This is a genomic window from Sulfitobacter sp. M368 (assembly GCF_025141875.1).
In the GTDB taxonomy this organism is placed as follows: Bacteria; Pseudomonadota; Alphaproteobacteria; order Rhodobacterales; family Rhodobacteraceae; genus Sulfitobacter; species Sulfitobacter mediterraneus_A.
The window spans coordinates 3,723,062-3,740,361 of the sequence record NZ_CP081113.1; the positions used below are offsets into that span (position 1 = coordinate 3,723,062).

Consider the following 17,300-nt stretch of genomic DNA (forward strand, 5'->3'; position numbering starts at 1 on the left):
AGAATTTGTCATGGCCGAAGCGGAAGATATGGTGGCGCAAATTGAAGCGTTGAGCGGCAAGCTGGCCGAGGCCAAAGCGTCTATCACCAACCGTTTCATCGGGCAGGACCGGGTTGTGGATCTGACCCTCACCGCACTGCTCTGCGGAGGTCACGGGCTGCTGATCGGTTTGCCCGGATTGGGCAAGACGCGGCTTGTTGAGACCCTCAGCACCGTGATGGGCCTGCATGGCAATCGCGTGCAGTTCACTCCCGACTTGATGCCCGCAGATATTCTTGGCTCCGAAGTATTGGACACCGCCGAAGATGGCACACGAGCGTTCCGCTTCATCGAAGGGCCGGTGTTTTGCCAGCTTTTGATGGCCGACGAGATCAACCGCGCCTCGCCGCGGACGCAGTCGGCGTTGTTGCAGGCGATGCAGGAAAAGACCGTGACTGTGGCCGGGCAGAACCGTTCCTTGGGCAACCCTTTTCACGTTTTGGCAACGCAGAACCCGATCGAACAAGAAGGCACCTACCCCCTGCCCGAGGCGCAGCTTGACCGTTTCCTGGTGCAGATTGATGTGGCATACCCCGACCGCGATACCGAACGCGATATCCTGATTGCCACTACGGGCGAGACAGAGGCGCAATCGACGCAAGTTTTCACTGCGGACGAGTTGATCGAGGCACAGCGGTTGCTCCGCCGGATGCCCGTGGGCGATTCTGTGGTTGAGATGATCCTTGATCTGGTCCGTGCCTTCCGCCCCGAAGAAAGCAGTGCAAGCGCCCAGGTGCGGGAAACCGTCGCTTGGGGTCCAGGTCCACGGGCCGCCCAAGCCCTTATGCTGGCCGTGCGGGCACGGGCACTGTTGGAAGGTCGTTTGGCCCCGTCAGCCGAAGACGTGACCGCAATGGCCCGTCCGGTGCTGAGCCACCGCATGGCCCTGAATTTTGCCGCGCGGGCGCGGGGTGACAGTTTGCAGGCGCTGATTGACGACACGGCCGCAGCCCTTGGCGGGACAAAGGCCGCCGCGTGACACCGCAAACCACCCTCCGCGCCAAGGCCGAAGAACAGGCCGCCCGGCTTCCGGCGCTTTTGGCGCGGGCGGAGCATTTGGCGGGCGCGGTTCTGCTGGGCGCACATGGTCGCAGGCGCGCGGGCCTGGGTGACGATTTCTGGCAGTACAGACCCGCGCAACACGGCGACAGTCGCCGGATGATTGACCACCGCAGATCGGCCATGGGCGATCAGGAATATGTACGCGAACGCGAGTGGCAGATTGCCCAATCGGTGATGCTGTGGGTCGATCAGGGCGCCTCGATGCGCTTTGCCTCGAACAAGGATTTGCCGGACAAGGCAGATCGGGCCCGGCTTTTGGGTCTGGCGCTCTGTGTTCTGCTGATCCGAGGCGGTGAACGCGTGGGCCTGACCGGCACCGCCCTGCCGCCGCGCCGGGGCAACCCGCAGGTGCTGCGCCTTGCCGAGATGCTGACGCAAGACGACCCTGCCGATTACAGCCCCCCTGAACACCGCGCGATGATACCTCATGCGCGGGCCGTGTTCATTTCTGATTTTATGGGCGATCTTGAAGCGGTTAAACTAGCGCTGACCAAAGCGGCAGATCGCGGCGTGCGCGGGATTTTGTATCATGTGCTCGATCCCTCCGAAGAGGCCTTCCCCTTCACGGGCCGCACTATTTTCGAAAGCATGGGCGGCACATTGAGCCATGAAACTCTCAAGGCAAATGACCTTAAATCCCGCTATCTGGAGCGGCTCGCCGCCCGCAAGCAGGAGTTGTCGGAGCTTTGCGCCCTGACCGGATGGCAATACGGGCTGCACCATACGGATGCTTCTGCACAATCTGCATTGCTTTGGCTCTATGGGGCGCTTGATGCGCGGCGGGGTGTGGCGACATGACCATTCTGGGCGGCATTGGATTTACCTCTCCATGGATTTTAACGGCGCTGTTGGCCTTGCCGATCTTGTGGTTGCTTCTTCGGGCCGTGCCGCCGGCACCGATCCGGCGCCGCTTTCCGGGTGTCGCATTGCTGCTGGGGTTGAAAGACGACGAAACCGTATCTGATCGCACCCCGTGGTGGCTTTTGCTGCTGCGGATGTTGGCTGTGGCGGCGATCATTTTAGGGTTGGCCGGACCGGTCCTGAACCCCGAAGAGGATCAGGCCGCCGGGACCGGCCCATTGCTGATTGTACTCGACGAATCATGGGCTGGCGCAGCACGTTGGCAGCAACAGGCCCAAGCCATCGAAGCGCAACTTGTTCGTGCGGGCCGGGCCGAACGCACCGTGGGGATTCTGACCCTGACCCGCCCCGATCAACCGTCCTTTCAATCAGCAGATGTCTGGCGCAACCGGCTTGCCGGATTTGCACCTGCCGCATGGCAACCTGCCCCCACGGCCATAGGCAAAGCCCGCGCAATCATCACAGAATTGCCCGCTTTTGACACGATCTGGTTCAGTGATGCGCTTGATTATCCGGGCCGGGCTGATCTTCTGTCAGATTTGCAGTCAAAGGGCGCTGTCGAGGTATTCCAGACCGCAGCGAACGTCTTGGCCATCGCCCCTGCCACCTATCAAGACAGCGTGGTCAAACTGAATGTTCACCGCGCCTTGGCCGGCCCAGACAGAACCGTGGTCTTGCAGGCCGAAGGACGCGATCCGGCAGGCAATGCCCGTATCCTGGCAACGGCGGAGGCGACATTTGACAGCGGCGCGACCACTGCCGAAGCAGAGCTTTCCTTGCCCGCGGAATTGCGTGCCCGCATCACCGGTTTTGCCATCGCCGGACAGCGATCCGCAGGCGCGATCACATTGGTCGATGACGCCCTGCGCCGCCGCGAGGTGGCCTTGATCGGGGGGCGGAATGATCAAGAGGGGCTGCAACTGCTGTCGCCGCTGCATTACATCGAACAGGCGCTGCAGCCGACAGCTGATTTGATTGATGGGACGCTGACCGATGTTCTGCCCGCCAACCCCGATGTGATTGTGCTGGCCGACATTGCGACCATCTCGGATGCCGAAAACCAGCCTTTGCAGGAATGGATCAACAAGGGGGGTATGTTGGTCCGCTTTGCAGGGCCGCGCATCGCCGCCAGCGACATCAGCCGCATTGACGAAGATCCGCTTATGCCGGTGCGCCTGCGGGCTGGCGGGCGCAGCGTCGGCGGCGCGATGAGTTGGGGAGAACCCAAAGCACTGGCCCCATTCCGCGAGACCTCGCCGTTTTTCGGACTGCGCATTCCGGATGATGTTGTTGTCACCGCTCAGGTCGTGGCGCAACCCGATCCATCCTTGGCCAATCGGGTGATTGCCGCGCTCAGCGATGGTACACCTTTGGTCACGCGCAAGACCGTGGGCCAGGGCCAGATCGTCCTATTCCACGTCACCGCCACGGCGGAATGGTCCACCTTGCCTTTGTCCGGTCTCTTTGTCGAAATGATGGAACGGCTGGCGGTGTCGTCAGCTTCTGCCGCACCCAAGGCCAAGGATTTGGCCGGTACCACATGGACACCGCTGCGGGTGATGGATGGATATGGTGCGTTGTTTGATGCGGGCAATCTGCCCGGTGTAGACGGCGCGGACCTGGTCGCGGCCCCTGCTGGCCCAACACTGCGGCCGGGCGTTTACGGCAGCGGCGACAGCCGCTTGGCCCGCAATGTGTTCACTCAAGACAGTGCTTTGACCCCAGCCAGCTGGCCTGTCAGCGTTCCCGTGCGCGGCTTTGCCGTTGCACCGGAACAGCCGATCGCGGGCCTGCTATTGAGCCTTTCGATCTTGCTGTTATTGGTCGATGTGGTGGCAACCCTGTCCCTGTCCGGCCGCCTCTTGCGCCGAAACGCACCGGCGATGGCGATGGCCCTTCTGCTTCCGGCATTTGGCTGGACCACCTCGGCCGAGGCGCAGGACAATGGCGACGATTTTGCCCTTGCTGCAACGGTGGACGTGTCGCTGGCCCATGTAATCACCGGGAACAGGCAACTGGACGACATTGCTTTTGCCGGTTTGCAGGGGTTGTCAGATATCCTGTTTTTCCGCACCTCAGTTGAGCCTGCACCGCCCACATCCGTCGATCTGGAAGTGGACGAGCTGGCATTTTTCCCAATCCTATATTGGCCGATCACCCCCGATCAGCCGCGCCCGTCCAGCGAAGCCTACGGCAAGCTGAACGCATATCTGCGGTCTGGCGGCTTGATCCTCTTCGACACGCGGGATGCAGATATTTCCCGTTATGGCGCCGCCAGCCCGAATGGCCGGAAACTGCGGGAACTGGCCGCGCCGCTGGATATTCCACCGCTGGAGCCGCTGCCCGTGGATCACGTTCTGACCCGGACCTTTTATCTGCTGCAGGATTTCCCCGGCCGACATTCCAGCCGTGATGTGTGGGTCGAGGCCGCGCCGCCCGATGCCGAACGCATCGAAGGGATGCCATTTAGAAACCTCAATGACGGGGTGACGCCGGTGGTGATCGGCGGGAATGACTGGGCGGCGGCATGGGCTGTGCGCGGTGATGGTGCGCCCTTGTTGCCAGTCGGGCGCGGCTACGCGGGGGAGCGCCAGCGTGAGCTTGCCCATCGCTTCGGCGTTAATCTGGTCATGCATGTGCTGACCGGGAATTATAAATCGGATCAGGTGCATGTGCCTGCCTTGCTGGATCGGTTGGGCCAATGACCGCAACACTTGTTTTTGACCCGTTGATCCCGCTGCCACTGTTGCTGATGGTGATTATGGTGGCCCTCGTGGGGATCATCCTCGCGGTCCTGCGGGGGTTGAACGGCTGGCCATTGCGGGCATTGGCGGCTTTGGTTGTGTTGGGCGCGCTGGCGGGTCCGTCCTATCAACAAGAGGACCGCGCGCCGCTGAATGACATTGTGCTGTTGGTTTCGGATGAAAGCGCCAGCCAAAAACTCGGCGCCCGTGCAGGCCAAACCCGAAGGGCGGAAGAAACACTGGCCGCCTCTGTGGCGGCCCGCCCGAACACGGAGTTGCGCCGCATCACTGTGGGCGATGGCGAGGGCGATACCGGAACCAAATTGATGACCGCATTGGCGGAGGCCCTGGCCGAGGAACCTTCTGCACGGGTGGCGGGTATTCTCGCATTGAGCGACGGGCGCATTCACGATGCGGATTTGCCGGTGGACCTGCCCGCGCCGATGCATCTGATCCTGTCTGGCCAATCCACTGATTGGGACCGCCGGTTAACCGTGCGCAATGCGCCTGCCTTTGCGATTATTGGTGAGCCCGTGACACTCACCTTGCGCATTGACGATCTGGGTGCGGCACCCGCGGGACAGGAATTGGCAGTGTTGGACATCTCAATAGATGGCGAGCCGGCCCAGAGTTTCCGGGTGCCGATCGGTCAGGATCTGGACCTGCCTGTGACCTTGCCTCATGGCGGGCGCAACGTGATCCGGTTTTCGCTACCGCAAGCAGAGGGTGAACTGACCGACCGCAACAATGCCGCCCTGATCCAGATCAACGGTGTGCGCGACCGGTTGCGGGTTCTGCTGGTCAGCGGCGAGCCGCATCCCGGCGGGCGCACATGGCGCAATCTGCTAAAGTCGGACAGCTCCGTCGATCTGGTGCATTTCACCATCCTGCGCCCACCAGAAAAACAAGACGGGGTGCCGGTGAATGAACTTTCCCTGATCGCCTTTCCCACCCGCGAATTGTTCATGGACAAGATCGACGATTTTGATCTGATCATCTTTGACCGGTATAAGCGGCGCGGCATACTGCCGGCGCTTTATCTCGACAACGTCGCCAATTACATCCGCCAAGGCGGGGCGGTTCTGGTGGCCGCTGGACCTGATTTTGCCAGTGCTGATAGCATTTTCCGGTCACCACTGGGATCGGTATTGCCGGCGACACCGACGGCCCGCGTGCTCGAAGATCCTTATCTGCCGCAAGTCACAGATCTGGGCAAACGCCATCCTGTCACCGTGGACCTGCCCGGCAATGGTGATTGGGGCCGCTGGCTGCGCCAGATTGATGTGGCAGATCCGCAGGGGCATGTGGTTATGGAAGGCATCGACGGGCGGCCCTTGCTGGTGCTGGATCGAGTTGAGGAAGGGCGCGTTGCGCTACTTGCCTCGGATCACGCATGGCTATGGAGCCGTGGCTACGAGGGCGGCGGGCCGCAACTGGAACTGCTGCGCCGCTTGGCCCACTGGATGATGAAAGAACCCGAGCTTGAAGAAGAAGCCCTCACCGCAACCGCCGAGGGGCAAAACATGCGCATCCTGCGCCGCACCTTGGGCGAAACCGTAGCGCCCGTGACGGTCACCGATCCTGCAGGCAACAGCAGCGAGGTCACAATGACCCAGATAGGCCCCGGCACCTTTGAAGGTAATTTTCAGGGGCCGGAAATTGGCCTCTACCGATTGGCGAACGGGGAACAAGGTGCGGTGATCGGGCTTGGCCCTGCCGCCCCGCGCGAGTTTGTCGAGACCATTGCGAGTGAAGAAGCGCTACAGCCGGTTGTCTCGGCGCTGCGTGGCGGTGTTGCCCGGATTGAAGATGGCGTCCCGCGCCTGCGCAATGTGCGGGCGGGCCGTCCGGCGGCCGGGCGCGGCTGGGTCGGACTGACACCGCGCGGCGCTTACGAGACCTTGGATGTGCGACAAACCCCGATTCTGCCGCCATGGTTGGTGCTGATTTTGGCGACTGTGTTAATCACCACTGGCTGGCTGAGGGAGGGGCGGAGGTGACAGGCCTTTGCCGCCCTTTGACGGTTGCCGATTATGCCGACGCACGGCAGCTTTACGCGGCGCTTTCGACGGGTCACAGTCTGATCAACTTTGAAGATGGCCTCGGCGCATTTGCCGCGTTGCTGAGCCATCCCGGTACAACCGTGATGGGCGCCGCGCGTGACGGACGGATCGTGAGCATGGCAACCCTGCATTTGATGCCGAACATGACCTATCATGGACGCCCCTTTGGATTGATCGAAAATGTCGTGACCCTGCCAGACGCGCGTGGGCAAGGATTTGCCCGAGCGGTGATGATGGCACTTGCCGACACCGCGCAAGACGCCAACGCCTACAAGATCATGCTACTGACCGGACGGGTCAATGACGCCAAGGGATTTTATGAGCGCCTTGGATACAACGCCGATGAAAAGCACGGGATGATCCTACGGCTTGATCGCCCATCCTGATCACAATGACATGACGGTGTTAAATCGCCCGCAAAAGCAGCGTGAGCGCAATGGCGAAGACCACCGCTCCGGCAAGGGTTTCAACAACCGATGCGACCTGGGCCAGACGGGTGGAACCGGCAAGGCCCGCCAGCAAACCGCCGCGCAGGCCAGAGGCGGCCAAGCCCACTGAGATGGTAATCAACGCCGTTCCAACGGCCATCGCAAAAGCACCCGCAATGCCCAGCGACCCGATGCCCATTTGCCATGTGATGATCAAAACAAAAAGCGCGCCGGTGCAAGGTCGCACCGCGATACCCGCAATCAATGCCAAGGCGGTCCGCAGATCGCCGGCTTGCTCGACCTGGTCCAGTGATGGGCCATGGGCATGGCCGCAGTGCCCGCACACTTCTGCGCCATGGTCGTGGGCATGATCCTGAGTGTGGGTTTCACCGCGCCCAGAGATCCGGCGCAGACCGCGCCACAATAGCCAAAGACCGATCAGGGCAATCGCGCCATAGCTGACCGGAGCCATAATCTGTTCTGTAAACCCGATCATGCTGTCCCGGCCAAGGTTCAGGATCAGCACACCGGCATAGACCAAGGCCACCGCTGTCACGGCCTGCCCCAGCGATGCCAGCAGTGCAATCACTGACAGACGCAGCATCGGCACAGCACGGCCAAATCCATACCCGCCGATCAAAACCTTGCCGTGCCCCGGACCCGCCGCATGGGCCAGACCATAGGCAAAACAAGCGCCAAGCAACGCAACAACAGCGCCGCTCTCGCCTGCACGTGCTGCCCTCAAGGCAAGGGCGATGGTGTTTTGAAAACTGCGTTGCTGCGCGGCGGCCCATTGGCCAATGGCATCCACGCCGCCTCCTGCCCACAGCACCAGCAAAAGCAAGATCACCGCAGCGGCGGCCAAACTCAGGATGATGCGCATGTCACGATCACCTTGGTGGCAAACTTTGCGCCGATATCCGGCAGGCCTGCGTCCTCAGGTTGGGTCTGCCTGTCGAGAGCAAACAATTCCTGACGCAATGCATCAAGATCGGCGGTGATGTCGGGCATCGCGATCCGGCTGCGGCATTGATCCGCGCCAGAAAGCTGCACCGGTTGGGTGACTTCATAGGCAGTATAATAGCTGGCATCATAGGGCGTGATTTCATAGTTGCCGCTGCCAGGCTGATCCTGGGTCACATCGCGCCAGTGAGTGGTGATGATCTGACCGTTCTCGAAAGTGGCCCCCACATCCTGCGGCCCTGACAAAGCGAGTTCCTGCCCGGCTTGGGTGATCACCAGATCACCGTTGAACCCCTCCACCCATTGCATGTCAAAGCCAATGAGTTCTGACTGTTCAGCCGGGCTCAGGATCCCATCGCCGTCCGGATCAAGTTCCATGTCCTGGGTGATGAGCAGGGAATAGAACGCATCATAGATCCATGTCACTTTTACCCGTTGCAACCGGCCCTCGGGACCAAAGTCGAGGGCAAGCCCCGTGTCGATAAAGACATGCGGATGTGCACCAAGTGGCTGTGCGATCACCAGCGCCATCAACAATGGGAAAATGCGTTTCATACCTGTGTTCTATCCAGCGCGGCAAAGCGGGGCAATATCTGCAGTCCGCCCTGTCTCGACATGGGCAAGACTCAGCCCAGTATGTATCCAGCCCAAAGCGGGAGAACCGCCAGCGACAAAACGGTTTGCCAAGTCAGGACATCTGCATAAAGGTCAGCATCACCGCCCATCTGCTTGGCCACGATATAGCCATTGGAGGCGGCAGGTGCGGCAAAGACCAATACGCCGGCCAATGTTTGTTCCGGGCTGAGGGACAGCGCTGCGGCGATGGTTGCGAACACCGCGGGAGCCAGCAGAGGCCGCAACACCACCGCTGTGCCCAGCCTCCAATCCCACCGGCCGAGCCGCCGCAAGCTGACGCCGGCACCGACGGCGAGTAAGCCGACGGCCAGGGCCCCTCTGCCGACCATATCGAGGGCTTCGATCACCGGCATTGGCAGGGTGATGCCGCTGAAATAGATGATCAAGCCTGCCGCGCAGGCCTGCACCAACGGGTTCTTGGCGACGGTTTTGATCACCTGTCCTGCGCTGGCTGATTGCGGGCCAAATGCCGTGAGAACAATGATGCAGGTGACATTGATCGTCGGGATCAAAAGCGCAATCGCGATGGCGATGACACCAAGTCCGGAGGCGCCCAGGAACTGCTCTGCCGCAGCGAGGGCAACAAAGGCATTCCAGCGGGTGCCTGTCTGAAAGATCGTGGTGAAACCGGGGTTGGCAAGCCGCGCTTGCGGCAACACGCGCAGCATGAGTGCCAGAATGGCAATCACCGCCCAGGTCAGCAAGAACCCCTGCATGACACCGCCGTAAAGGGCAAAGGACAAATCTGTGCGCGACAGGGTCAGGATCAGTACAGCAGGGATCAGCACCCGAAAGCTCAGCGTTTCGATGCCTTTCCAATCCGCTTTTGGCAGCACCTCGCTTTTGGCCAGCAGATACCCCAGGGCGATGATCAGGATCAGCGGAAGAACAGACAGGGCGAGGGACATACAAAGGCTCTTGGTTAGGGGCAGCGTGCCACTGGTGACAGCTGCGCAAAGGTCAGTCCAGCCTGATTTGCACCTGCACGGCCTGCCCCATGGCGTCAATCACCGAAATGCGTGAAAACCCCGGCGATGTCAGCGGCAGAACCACATCGCGGCGGTGCAATCCGGTGACAATCGGTGCCCCGTCTACCAGTATGGTCAAAGGCAATACCCCGGCCCGCAGTTTCAATGAAACCCCGTCAAGGCCACGCTGCAAAACCGCGCCATCCGGCGGAAAGGCCACAACGGGGTAGTTTGCGGCCCCGGCAAACACCGCGTCGCGGGGTCGGAACCTTTGCAGGGGCGCGGGCAAGGACGCGGTGCTGACGATCAGGGTTTCGGGCGGCGGTCCAGGCAAGGGATCGGGGGCGGCTTTCAGACGGCCAAATGCCTCGAACAGGATCGGGGCGGCCAGATCACCGCCAAAGACCCCCGGCACCGGCGTGCCATCCGGCCGGCCAAGCCAGACGCCAATCACATGTGCCCCGTCAAACCCGATCGCCCATGCATCCCGGTGCCCGTAGGAGGTGCCTGTCTTATAGGCGATCTGCCCGGCACGAGCGGCCGCGCCGTTTGGCGGCGTGATGCTGGCCAGGATATGGGAAACCTGCCATGCGGCAGCGCGGGTCATCATGCGCCGCTGGGACTGTTGCGCACCGCCTTGCAATGCATAAAGCTGCGCAGCCCGACCGCCCTGCGGCAGCGCCCCGTAGAGTTGCACCAAATCCGTCAGCGTGAGGCCCACACCGCCCAGCGCCACGGCCAACCCCGGCTTGCCCTGCAAATGCGGCACCGCACCGCCCGCCCGTAGGCCCGCCATCAACCGCGCCGCGCCCAGCTCTTGAGTGAGCAGGACAGGCGGGATGTTGAGAGACAATTGCAGCGCCTCGCGCACCGTCAACTCGCCGCGAAACTGGCCGTCGAAATTCTGGGGCGCGTAGCGGCCAAAAGCCACGGGAGCGTCGTTGATCAGCGTGTCGGGATGTGCCAGACCCTGATCAAAGGCCAATCCATAGACAAAAGGTTTGAGGGTCGATCCCGGTGAACGGATCGCGCGGGTCATATCGACAAACCCCGCGGCGCCGCCCCCTGCAGAATATCGCGGCGATCCCACCGAGGCCAGTATCGCGCCTGTGCGGTGATCGGCCACCAATATCGCCGCTGATACGCCGCGTGGCTGGCCCCGGACCGCATGGCCGGCCAGCGCTTCGAGTTGGGTTTGCAACCGGGCATCCAGCGTCAGGTCGAACCGTTGCCGCAAAGGGTCTTCCGCCGCGATCCGATCTGTCAGATGCGGCGCTAATCGGACAAAGGGCACCATCTTGCTTGGCAGTTTTAACAGATGGACACCAGCGGCGGGCTGGGTGCGCTGCAGCACGCGGGTGCGGGCCGCAGCGGCGCGGGCCGGGTGGCGGTCGGGGCGGCGGGCCTCAGGCGCTTGTGGTAGGGCCACCAACAAGGCCGCCTCTGCCATGGTCAAACGCGCCGGTTCCTTGCCAAACCAAGCCAGCGATCCGGCACGGACCCCTTCAACCGCACCGCCATAGGGCGCATGCAGGAGATACAGAGACAGGATCTGGTCCTTGTCCAACTGCCGTTCCAGCGCCAGCGCCAGCCGAATTTGCCGCAGTTTGCCCTGCCAACGCCCGGTGCCGGAATTTTCCAACAACCGTGCCACCTGCATTGTCAGGGTCGACCCGCCGGATACGATCTCGCCTTGCCATAAGGCCTGGCTTGCCGCGCGCAGCATTGCCAGGGGATCAACCCCGCTGTGCCGATAAAACCGCTTGTCCTCATAGCGCAGCAACATGGAAATAAACTCTGGATCCACCTGATTCAGAGCCACCGCCAGCCGCACCCGGCCATCCTCAACAGGAAACACCCGCATCAATGCGCCGTGTCGGTCCCGTACTTCGGCGGAAGTCTCGACCAAGACCGGCGGCACAGCCGTCCCGTCAACCCAAGCGTCAAATCCGTCACGCAGACCCGCACCAAGGCCCAATAACCCAACAAGGGCAAAAAGGCCAAAGCGGCGGATCATGGCAGAACGGTCAACGTGCCGCTGGCGGTCGTCGCGCGGTATTCGGGGCGGTACATGTCTTCAACCAAAGCCGCCGGGTGATGGTATTGCCCCGGTGTCACCGCCCGCACGATATAGGCCAGTTGGAACGGCTCTGCCTTGCGGTGATTAACGGCGGCAATGAACCGGTCACTGCGAAACTCGGCGTTTTCGGCATGTTTGGTGCTCAGCCAGCTTAACGCGCCGATCTCGCCGCTGCGCAGCAGGTTGGGGTTGTCTATCTCAAGCCCGGCGGGCAAGGGATCGTCAACGATCAGGCGTGCACCGATATCCTCAAACGGGGTCACTTCGATCACGACGACCATCCGTTCTCCGGTCTGCACTGCCCCCTCGACCAGATTGCCGTCCATAGTGAAATAGCGCCGCGTCATGCTATAGCCATAACCGCCCGCCTCTGGCGCGACCTCGGGGACGCCAAAGGCGGTCAGGGTCACATCCATTGGCACATCACTGGCATTGCGGATCTTGGAGGATATCGGTGCAGCGTCGATCAATCGCTTTACCAACGGGCCAGCAACCGCTGCGCCATCCACCTCCAGCCCCGAAACTGCTTGCGGGCCGGTCAGGGCATGGGCCGCCAGCACAACCTGTGCCGCTTCTTGTGTGGACAAGCGGCCCGTCTCACGGCGGGTCCAACTGATCAAGGTTGCCGGATCAATAACAGCGCTTCCGGCTTCGGAGCTGAGCTTGAGCACCGCCGCCGTGTCCCGCAGGTTCGTGCCATAATCATCGCGCCAGCCTTGGCGCCTGTCACGATCCCGCAACAACAGCAATCCTGCCTTGCGGAACATCATGTCAGCCCGCACCGGATCACCATAGGCGGCCAGCGCCGCACCCAATTGCGCCGCAGCCAGCGGCGTTCCGAAGTCATCGGCCTTGGTGTCCGCATAGTAGCGCAGATCGCCCATCTGCGCCGCGCCCTCACGGGCCAACACCAACAGGGCGTAAGCCACGTCTTCGCCGCCCGCATCGAAATCGGGGGCATAATTGATCCGGTTGCGCAGGTTGTCCATCGCCAGCGAGAAGGCCAGATCCGGCACTGCATGCCCCTCATGCCGCGCCCGCGACAGGAAATCGGTGACATAGGCATCCAGCCAGAAGTCACCCGATTGCGCACGCCACAATCCAAAGGCACCGTTACTGGCCTGCCGGTTCAGCACCCGTTCAATGGCTTTGCCGATCTTGTCATTGATCCGCGCGGGTTCCCCCAAACCTGCCGATTGCGCGACCGAGCTGAGATACAGCAGTGGCATCGCGCTTGAGGTGACCTGTTCGGTGCATCCGTAAGGGTAGCGGTCAAGCTGGCGGAGCAAGCCGGGCACATCAAACCGCGCCAAGGGGCCAGCCGTCAGCGTGGCCGATGCGGTGCCGGGGCGCAGGCCCGCGAACACATTGCCATCAAAGGTGAAGGTTTCACCTTGGCCCAAAGAGAATTGTCGCGTGACTGCCACTTCCGGAACATTAATACGCACCGGCACAGTCAGCACTTTGCGCAATTCCTTACCGTCCGGCGTGGTGAGCGAAACGGTAATCAGGTGATCGCCAATCTCGCGCCCGGTGACCGGCACATTGATGCGCAGGCTGCCTTTTTCAGGCAGGGTCACATTCGCAGGTAAGTCACCCAAGGAGAGACCTGCGTCTGCAAAGGCTTGCAGTGACATCTGCCCTGCTGACCCTTCGGCATGGACCAACTCCAGCAACATCCTGCTTTGATCGCCCGGGGCAAGGAACCGCGGCAGGGAGGCCGTGACCACAACCGGATCGCGGGCGACCACATCGGCAGAGGCTTCCCCTACCCCGCTGGGAGACCATGCCACCGCCATTAACTTGATTGTGCCGTTAAAGGCAGGGCGAATGATCTCAACCTCGGCGCGGCCCTCGGGGCCAACCGTGATCGGACCTGTGAAAAACGCCATCAGCTCTTCGGTCGGGGGCGGCGATTGTACCTGGGCGCTGGCGGCGGCATCCCCGCCGGATCTGACTGTGCCAAGCGCCCCGTTCATCCCATCAATCAAGCGGCCATAGATGTCGCGCATTTCGACACCCAAGCGGCGCTGGCCAAAATAGTGATCGCTTGCATCCGGGGCTTTGAACCCAGTGAGATTCAAAATGCCCACGTCCACTGCGGCCAGCGTCACATAGGCGATCTCGCCCGGTTGCACGCCCTCGACCTGCACAGCGGCGCGCAGGGTGCCGGCCTGCCCATCGACCACCTTTGGCGCGTCCAGACTGACGGACAGTGCCCGCTTTCCGGGGCGCACCGAGGCATGGGCGAGACCAAGACTGCGGGCGGGGTTCAGGCCGGCGGCTTCGTCCATGCTGCGCAGCAAGGACACGGTGACATAAGCGCCGCTGCCCCAAGCATCCGTCACAGTGAGCGGGATCATGTTCTCCCCCGCGCTCACCGTCACCGCCTTGCGTTCGATCACCCGGTTGGACAGCACAGATACAAGCGCAACACCCCCGGTTTTTGCAGCAACGCGCAGGCGCACCGGATCACCGACATCGTAGCTTTCGGCATCAAGCGACATCTCAAGCCGGTCTGGCGTGTCGGTTGATCCATCTCCGCCATACCAGCCGGAATAGAACGCAACCGAGGCGGCGGCGTAATCACTGCCGATCCGTTCCACGACCAACTCATATTCGCCCCATTCAGTTGGCGCGGATACTGATACAGGCTCTGCACCCAGCGTGACCTCACCAGTAGCGGCACGGGTGCGACGGGTTGTCGGCTCCCATTCCCAGTTGCCGTAAAGCTGATACCACTGATAACGGGTCTCGACCTTGTTCAGGGTCCAGCGCACCTGCATTGGCATCGCCTGTGCTTGCGAATCCAGGGCGATCAGGTCAAACGCCGCTTCGCTGCCTTCAGCCAGAACATCCTCAAACAATGGCTTGATGCCAATCATCGGCATGTCGCTGACCACCGCCTTGGTCAGGCGGCGTTCGACCGGACGGCCTGATCCTTCGGCGACCCGAAGGATTATCTCGGCCTCCATCGGCAGTCCTGGATCTTGTTCCAGCTTCGGCAGTGTCAGCGGCAGAACCGCCTTGCCTGCCGCATCAGTGACGGCATTGCCGATAAAACGGGTTTGGGTACGGAACGCGCTGTCATGGCGGCCAAAGCGATAGCCCGGCCAACCGTCAATCCCGCGCTTGGCCCGCAGGCGCAGGTCCCCTTCAACGTCCAGATTGGCCCCCGGCGCGCCAAAGAGATAGTCCACCTGAACATTGAGCGACGGCGATGATGTCTGGCGCAATGGGCTGTCCGGCAGGGACAGGTCGAAATCAATCCGCTCTGGCAAGAAGTCTTCGACCAGCACGGTCTGGCTGGCCAATGCGGACGCGGTGGTGTCGGAGAGGACATCAATTCGCCATGCTCCGCGCGGCACATCCGCCCCTAAGGGCAATGCAAAAACATGACCGCCCGCCTTCGCATCACTGCTGAGGCTGCGGCTGTATTCCACTCCATCGGGGCGTTTGAGGATCGCCGTCACCGGCAGGCTATCAATCGCCTGCGCCTGTGCATCACGGGTCAGGACGGTGGCATAGATCGTCTCGCCCACGCGGTAGGCGCCGCGGTCTGTGGTCATGAACACATCAATGGGCGGAGCGGGTGGATGCCCCTCGACACCCCGGTCGGACAGGTCAAAGGCGGGATCGGTCAAAGGCAGGAACGCAACATCATGCGATCCGTCTTCCGCCATCAACAATGCCGGGGCAGATCCACCATTGCCGCGGCTGAGCCCGGCAGGAAACTGGGCGAACCCGCTTGAATCGGTGGTGGCCTTTCCAAGCACGGCATTGGCGCGGGAAATCAGGCTCAGCTCGATACCGGCGCGGGGCTCTGCGTCGGTGAGGCGGCGCACGGCGACATGCAGGCCGTCCACACCCGACAGGGTGGAAATGCCAAGATCGGACAAGACAAACCATTGGGTCGCGGCGGGATTGTCATAGGGATCCTGCCCCGGCACCGAGGCGCTGAGCGTGTATATCCCAGCAGGCTGTTGGCCAAGGACATCGCCCAAAGGCAGACGGGTGGTCATGTCCACGTTGAGGTTGTTCTGGACCGTGCCGGTGCCTTCCCAGATATCCTGCGCCAATGTCTGAGAGAACTGGTCGTCTTCATATTTGCTGAGCGGCCGTCCAAAATAGCTTTCGCGGATCGCCCGCACCAGGTTGCGGTCGCTGACCCGGCGCAACTTGAGGTCCAATGTGTCTACGTTGACTGTCTCGACCGGAATGCCCGCCTTTTCGGATCGCGGCAGCACATAGGCCCGCCCGCCAAACCTGACTTGCGGGGACCGGTCCCGCACGTAAAGCCGCAACCGCACATCTCGGTGCAGGGCTTCACCGCTGGCGGAGGGCAGGCCTTCGCGCAGGGTCACGTCATATCGGGCACCATGTTCCACCCCGTCGATGCACAGCTGGTTCCCATCTGCCTGCACCGCCAACCCACGGCCTTCAACGCGCACAAAGGGGTCGTAATCGACACCGACCTGGACGAGTTTCTCTGAAAACTCCGTACAGATCCGCGGCGCAGCGGCGTTATTGTCAACGCGATGTTCAACAACGCGAAACCCGTACTTCCCGATGGCATCTTCAAGGGCTGCTTCAAGATCGTCCCGCGGCGCGATGGAGAGCGCAAGGCGCAATGCCGGGATCATGTCCCGGCCACGGCGGCTTACTTCCAAAGCGCGAGACATGGCTTCAAGGGCATTCACCTGAATGGCCGGGGTTTGTGCCCGCAAATAGGCGTTCACGGCGGCTTTCAGTGCTTCACGGCGAAACTGCCGTTTTTTGCCGCTGGCCTGCGTGGCGTCTGCCTGTTTCAGCGACAGGTCCGCAACCCGAACCCAGATATCGCCCCGATCTGTCAACGCGGCGGCCCGACTGGCCCAAAGCAGCGCCGAGTTTGTATTCCCACCCTGCTCTGCCAGCGTCATCGCACCGATCAGCTCCTCTGCGGTTTCATCCGAAAAGGTGAACCGCCGGGCATTGTCCAAGACTTGCAGCCGGGCGTTGCCAAAATCGTTCTGCCGCAAGAAATCCAACGCGCCTGTGCGGGCCGATTGCATGGCCAACGCAGCGGGATCGGTCGCCACTTTTCGGGCAGACATGGCCCCGACATAGGGTTGCCGGTCAGACAGGGCAGACTTGGGGAAACATGCGTTGGAGCGGGTGTTGAACGTGAAAGCGACGCATGTGTCTTGGGCGCTGCACGCCCGTTCGCAAGCCGCTTGCGTGGTATCAAAGAGATTGGTCAGATCGGCACCATAAAAATCCACATCCCGCGTGAAGAGGTAACGATGATCAGGCAGCGCATCTTGCCCCCAGGCCGGTGCGGCAAGGGCCGCAATGCAAACGATCAAACTCTTCAACAGGCGCAAACGCAGCATCACAATCTCCTTCAGAAATGCCGCAAGGGTGCCACGGGCCATGAAATCAGACAAGTCTGCCACAAACCTTAAGCGGATGTT

The 17,300-nt window shown here is 61.8% G+C and carries 10 protein-coding genes; 5 read left to right on the top strand and 5 right to left on the bottom strand.

Annotated elements, in window-relative coordinates; translation table 11 throughout:
• The first annotated feature begins 10 nt into the window (after window positions 1-10).
• From K3754_RS18390 to K3754_RS18410, 5 genes are read left to right on the top strand one after another with little or no spacing between them, the layout of a single operon-like run.
• The gene (locus K3754_RS18390; protein ID WP_203209709.1) at window positions 11-1,018 is read left to right on the top strand and encodes a MoxR family ATPase; all 1,008 of its coding nucleotides are present in this window, start codon (window positions 11-13) and stop codon (window positions 1,016-1,018) included.
• Window positions 1,015-1,899, top strand: coding sequence for a DUF58 domain-containing protein (locus K3754_RS18395; protein ID WP_259939329.1), 885 nt, complete (start codon window positions 1,015-1,017; stop codon window positions 1,897-1,899). Before K3754_RS18390 ends, K3754_RS18395 begins: the two co-directional genes overlap by 4 nt.
• Window positions 1,896-4,667, top strand: coding sequence for a DUF4159 domain-containing protein (locus tag K3754_RS18400; protein ID WP_259939332.1), 2,772 nt, complete (start codon window positions 1,896-1,898; stop codon window positions 4,665-4,667). Before K3754_RS18395 ends, K3754_RS18400 begins: the two co-directional genes overlap by 4 nt.
• A complete protein-coding gene (locus K3754_RS18405) occupies window positions 4,664-6,706 on the top strand; it encodes a hypothetical protein (RefSeq protein ID WP_259939336.1) in 2,043 nt (680 codons plus the stop codon). Before K3754_RS18400 ends, K3754_RS18405 begins: the two co-directional genes overlap by 4 nt.
• Window positions 6,703-7,155 carry a GNAT family N-acetyltransferase gene (locus tag K3754_RS18410; protein ID WP_259939338.1) on the top strand — a complete coding sequence of 151 codons (453 nt, stop codon included), beginning with the start codon at window positions 6,703-6,705 and terminating at the stop codon, window positions 7,153-7,155. The genes K3754_RS18405 and K3754_RS18410 overlap by 4 nt, the downstream gene beginning before the upstream one ends.
• 19 nt (window positions 7,156-7,174) lie before the next feature.
• On the opposite strand, the gene K3754_RS18415 is transcribed toward K3754_RS18410, so the two are convergent.
• The 5 genes from K3754_RS18415 to K3754_RS18435 form a co-directional block, all read right to left on the bottom strand.
• The gene (locus tag K3754_RS18415; protein WP_259939340.1) at window positions 7,175-8,080 is read right to left on the bottom strand and encodes a nickel/cobalt transporter; all 906 of its coding nucleotides are present in this window, start codon (window positions 8,078-8,080) and stop codon (window positions 7,175-7,177) included.
• Complete coding sequence (locus K3754_RS18420; RefSeq protein WP_203209703.1) at window positions 8,065-8,715, bottom strand: DUF1007 family protein; 651 nt, start codon at window positions 8,713-8,715, stop codon at window positions 8,065-8,067. The genes K3754_RS18415 and K3754_RS18420 overlap by 16 nt, the downstream gene beginning before the upstream one ends.
• A 71-nt stretch (window positions 8,716-8,786) precedes the next feature.
• Entirely contained in the window at window positions 8,787-9,704 is a 918-nt protein-coding gene (locus tag K3754_RS18425; RefSeq protein ID WP_259939342.1) for an AEC family transporter, read from the bottom strand.
• A 52-nt stretch (window positions 9,705-9,756) separates the two neighbouring features.
• Window positions 9,757-11,781, bottom strand: a complete 2,025-nt coding sequence (gene pbpC / locus K3754_RS18430) for a penicillin-binding protein 1C (RefSeq protein WP_259939345.1) — start codon at window positions 11,779-11,781, stop codon at window positions 9,757-9,759.
• The gene (locus K3754_RS18435) at window positions 11,778-17,219 is read right to left on the bottom strand and encodes an alpha-2-macroglobulin family protein (RefSeq protein WP_259939348.1); all 5,442 of its coding nucleotides are present in this window, start codon (window positions 17,217-17,219) and stop codon (window positions 11,778-11,780) included. Before K3754_RS18435 ends, pbpC begins: the two co-directional genes overlap by 4 nt.
• Between the last annotated feature and the right edge of the window lie 81 nt (window positions 17,220-17,300).

Coding starts and splice junctions, on each gene's coding strand:
- K3754_RS18405 (WP_259939336.1), top strand. CDS start 4,664: ATGACCGCAACACTTGTTTTTGACCCGTTGATCCCGCTGCCACTGTTG.
- K3754_RS18400 (WP_259939332.1), top strand. CDS start 1,896: ATGACCATTCTGGGCGGCATTGGATTTACCTCTCCATGGATTTTAACG.
- K3754_RS18420 (WP_203209703.1), bottom strand. CDS start 8,715: ATGAAACGCATTTTCCCATTGTTGATGGCGCTGGTGATCGCACAGCCA.
- K3754_RS18390 (WP_203209709.1), top strand. CDS start 11: ATGGCCGAAGCGGAAGATATGGTGGCGCAAATTGAAGCGTTGAGCGGC.
- K3754_RS18435 (WP_259939348.1), bottom strand. CDS start 17,219: ATGCTGCGTTTGCGCCTGTTGAAGAGTTTGATCGTTTGCATTGCGGCC.
- pbpC (WP_259939345.1), bottom strand. CDS start 11,781: ATGATCCGCCGCTTTGGCCTTTTTGCCCTTGTTGGGTTATTGGGCCTT.
- K3754_RS18415 (WP_259939340.1), bottom strand. CDS start 8,080: ATGCGCATCATCCTGAGTTTGGCCGCCGCTGCGGTGATCTTGCTTTTG.
- K3754_RS18425 (WP_259939342.1), bottom strand. CDS start 9,704: ATGTCCCTCGCCCTGTCTGTTCTTCCGCTGATCCTGATCATCGCCCTG.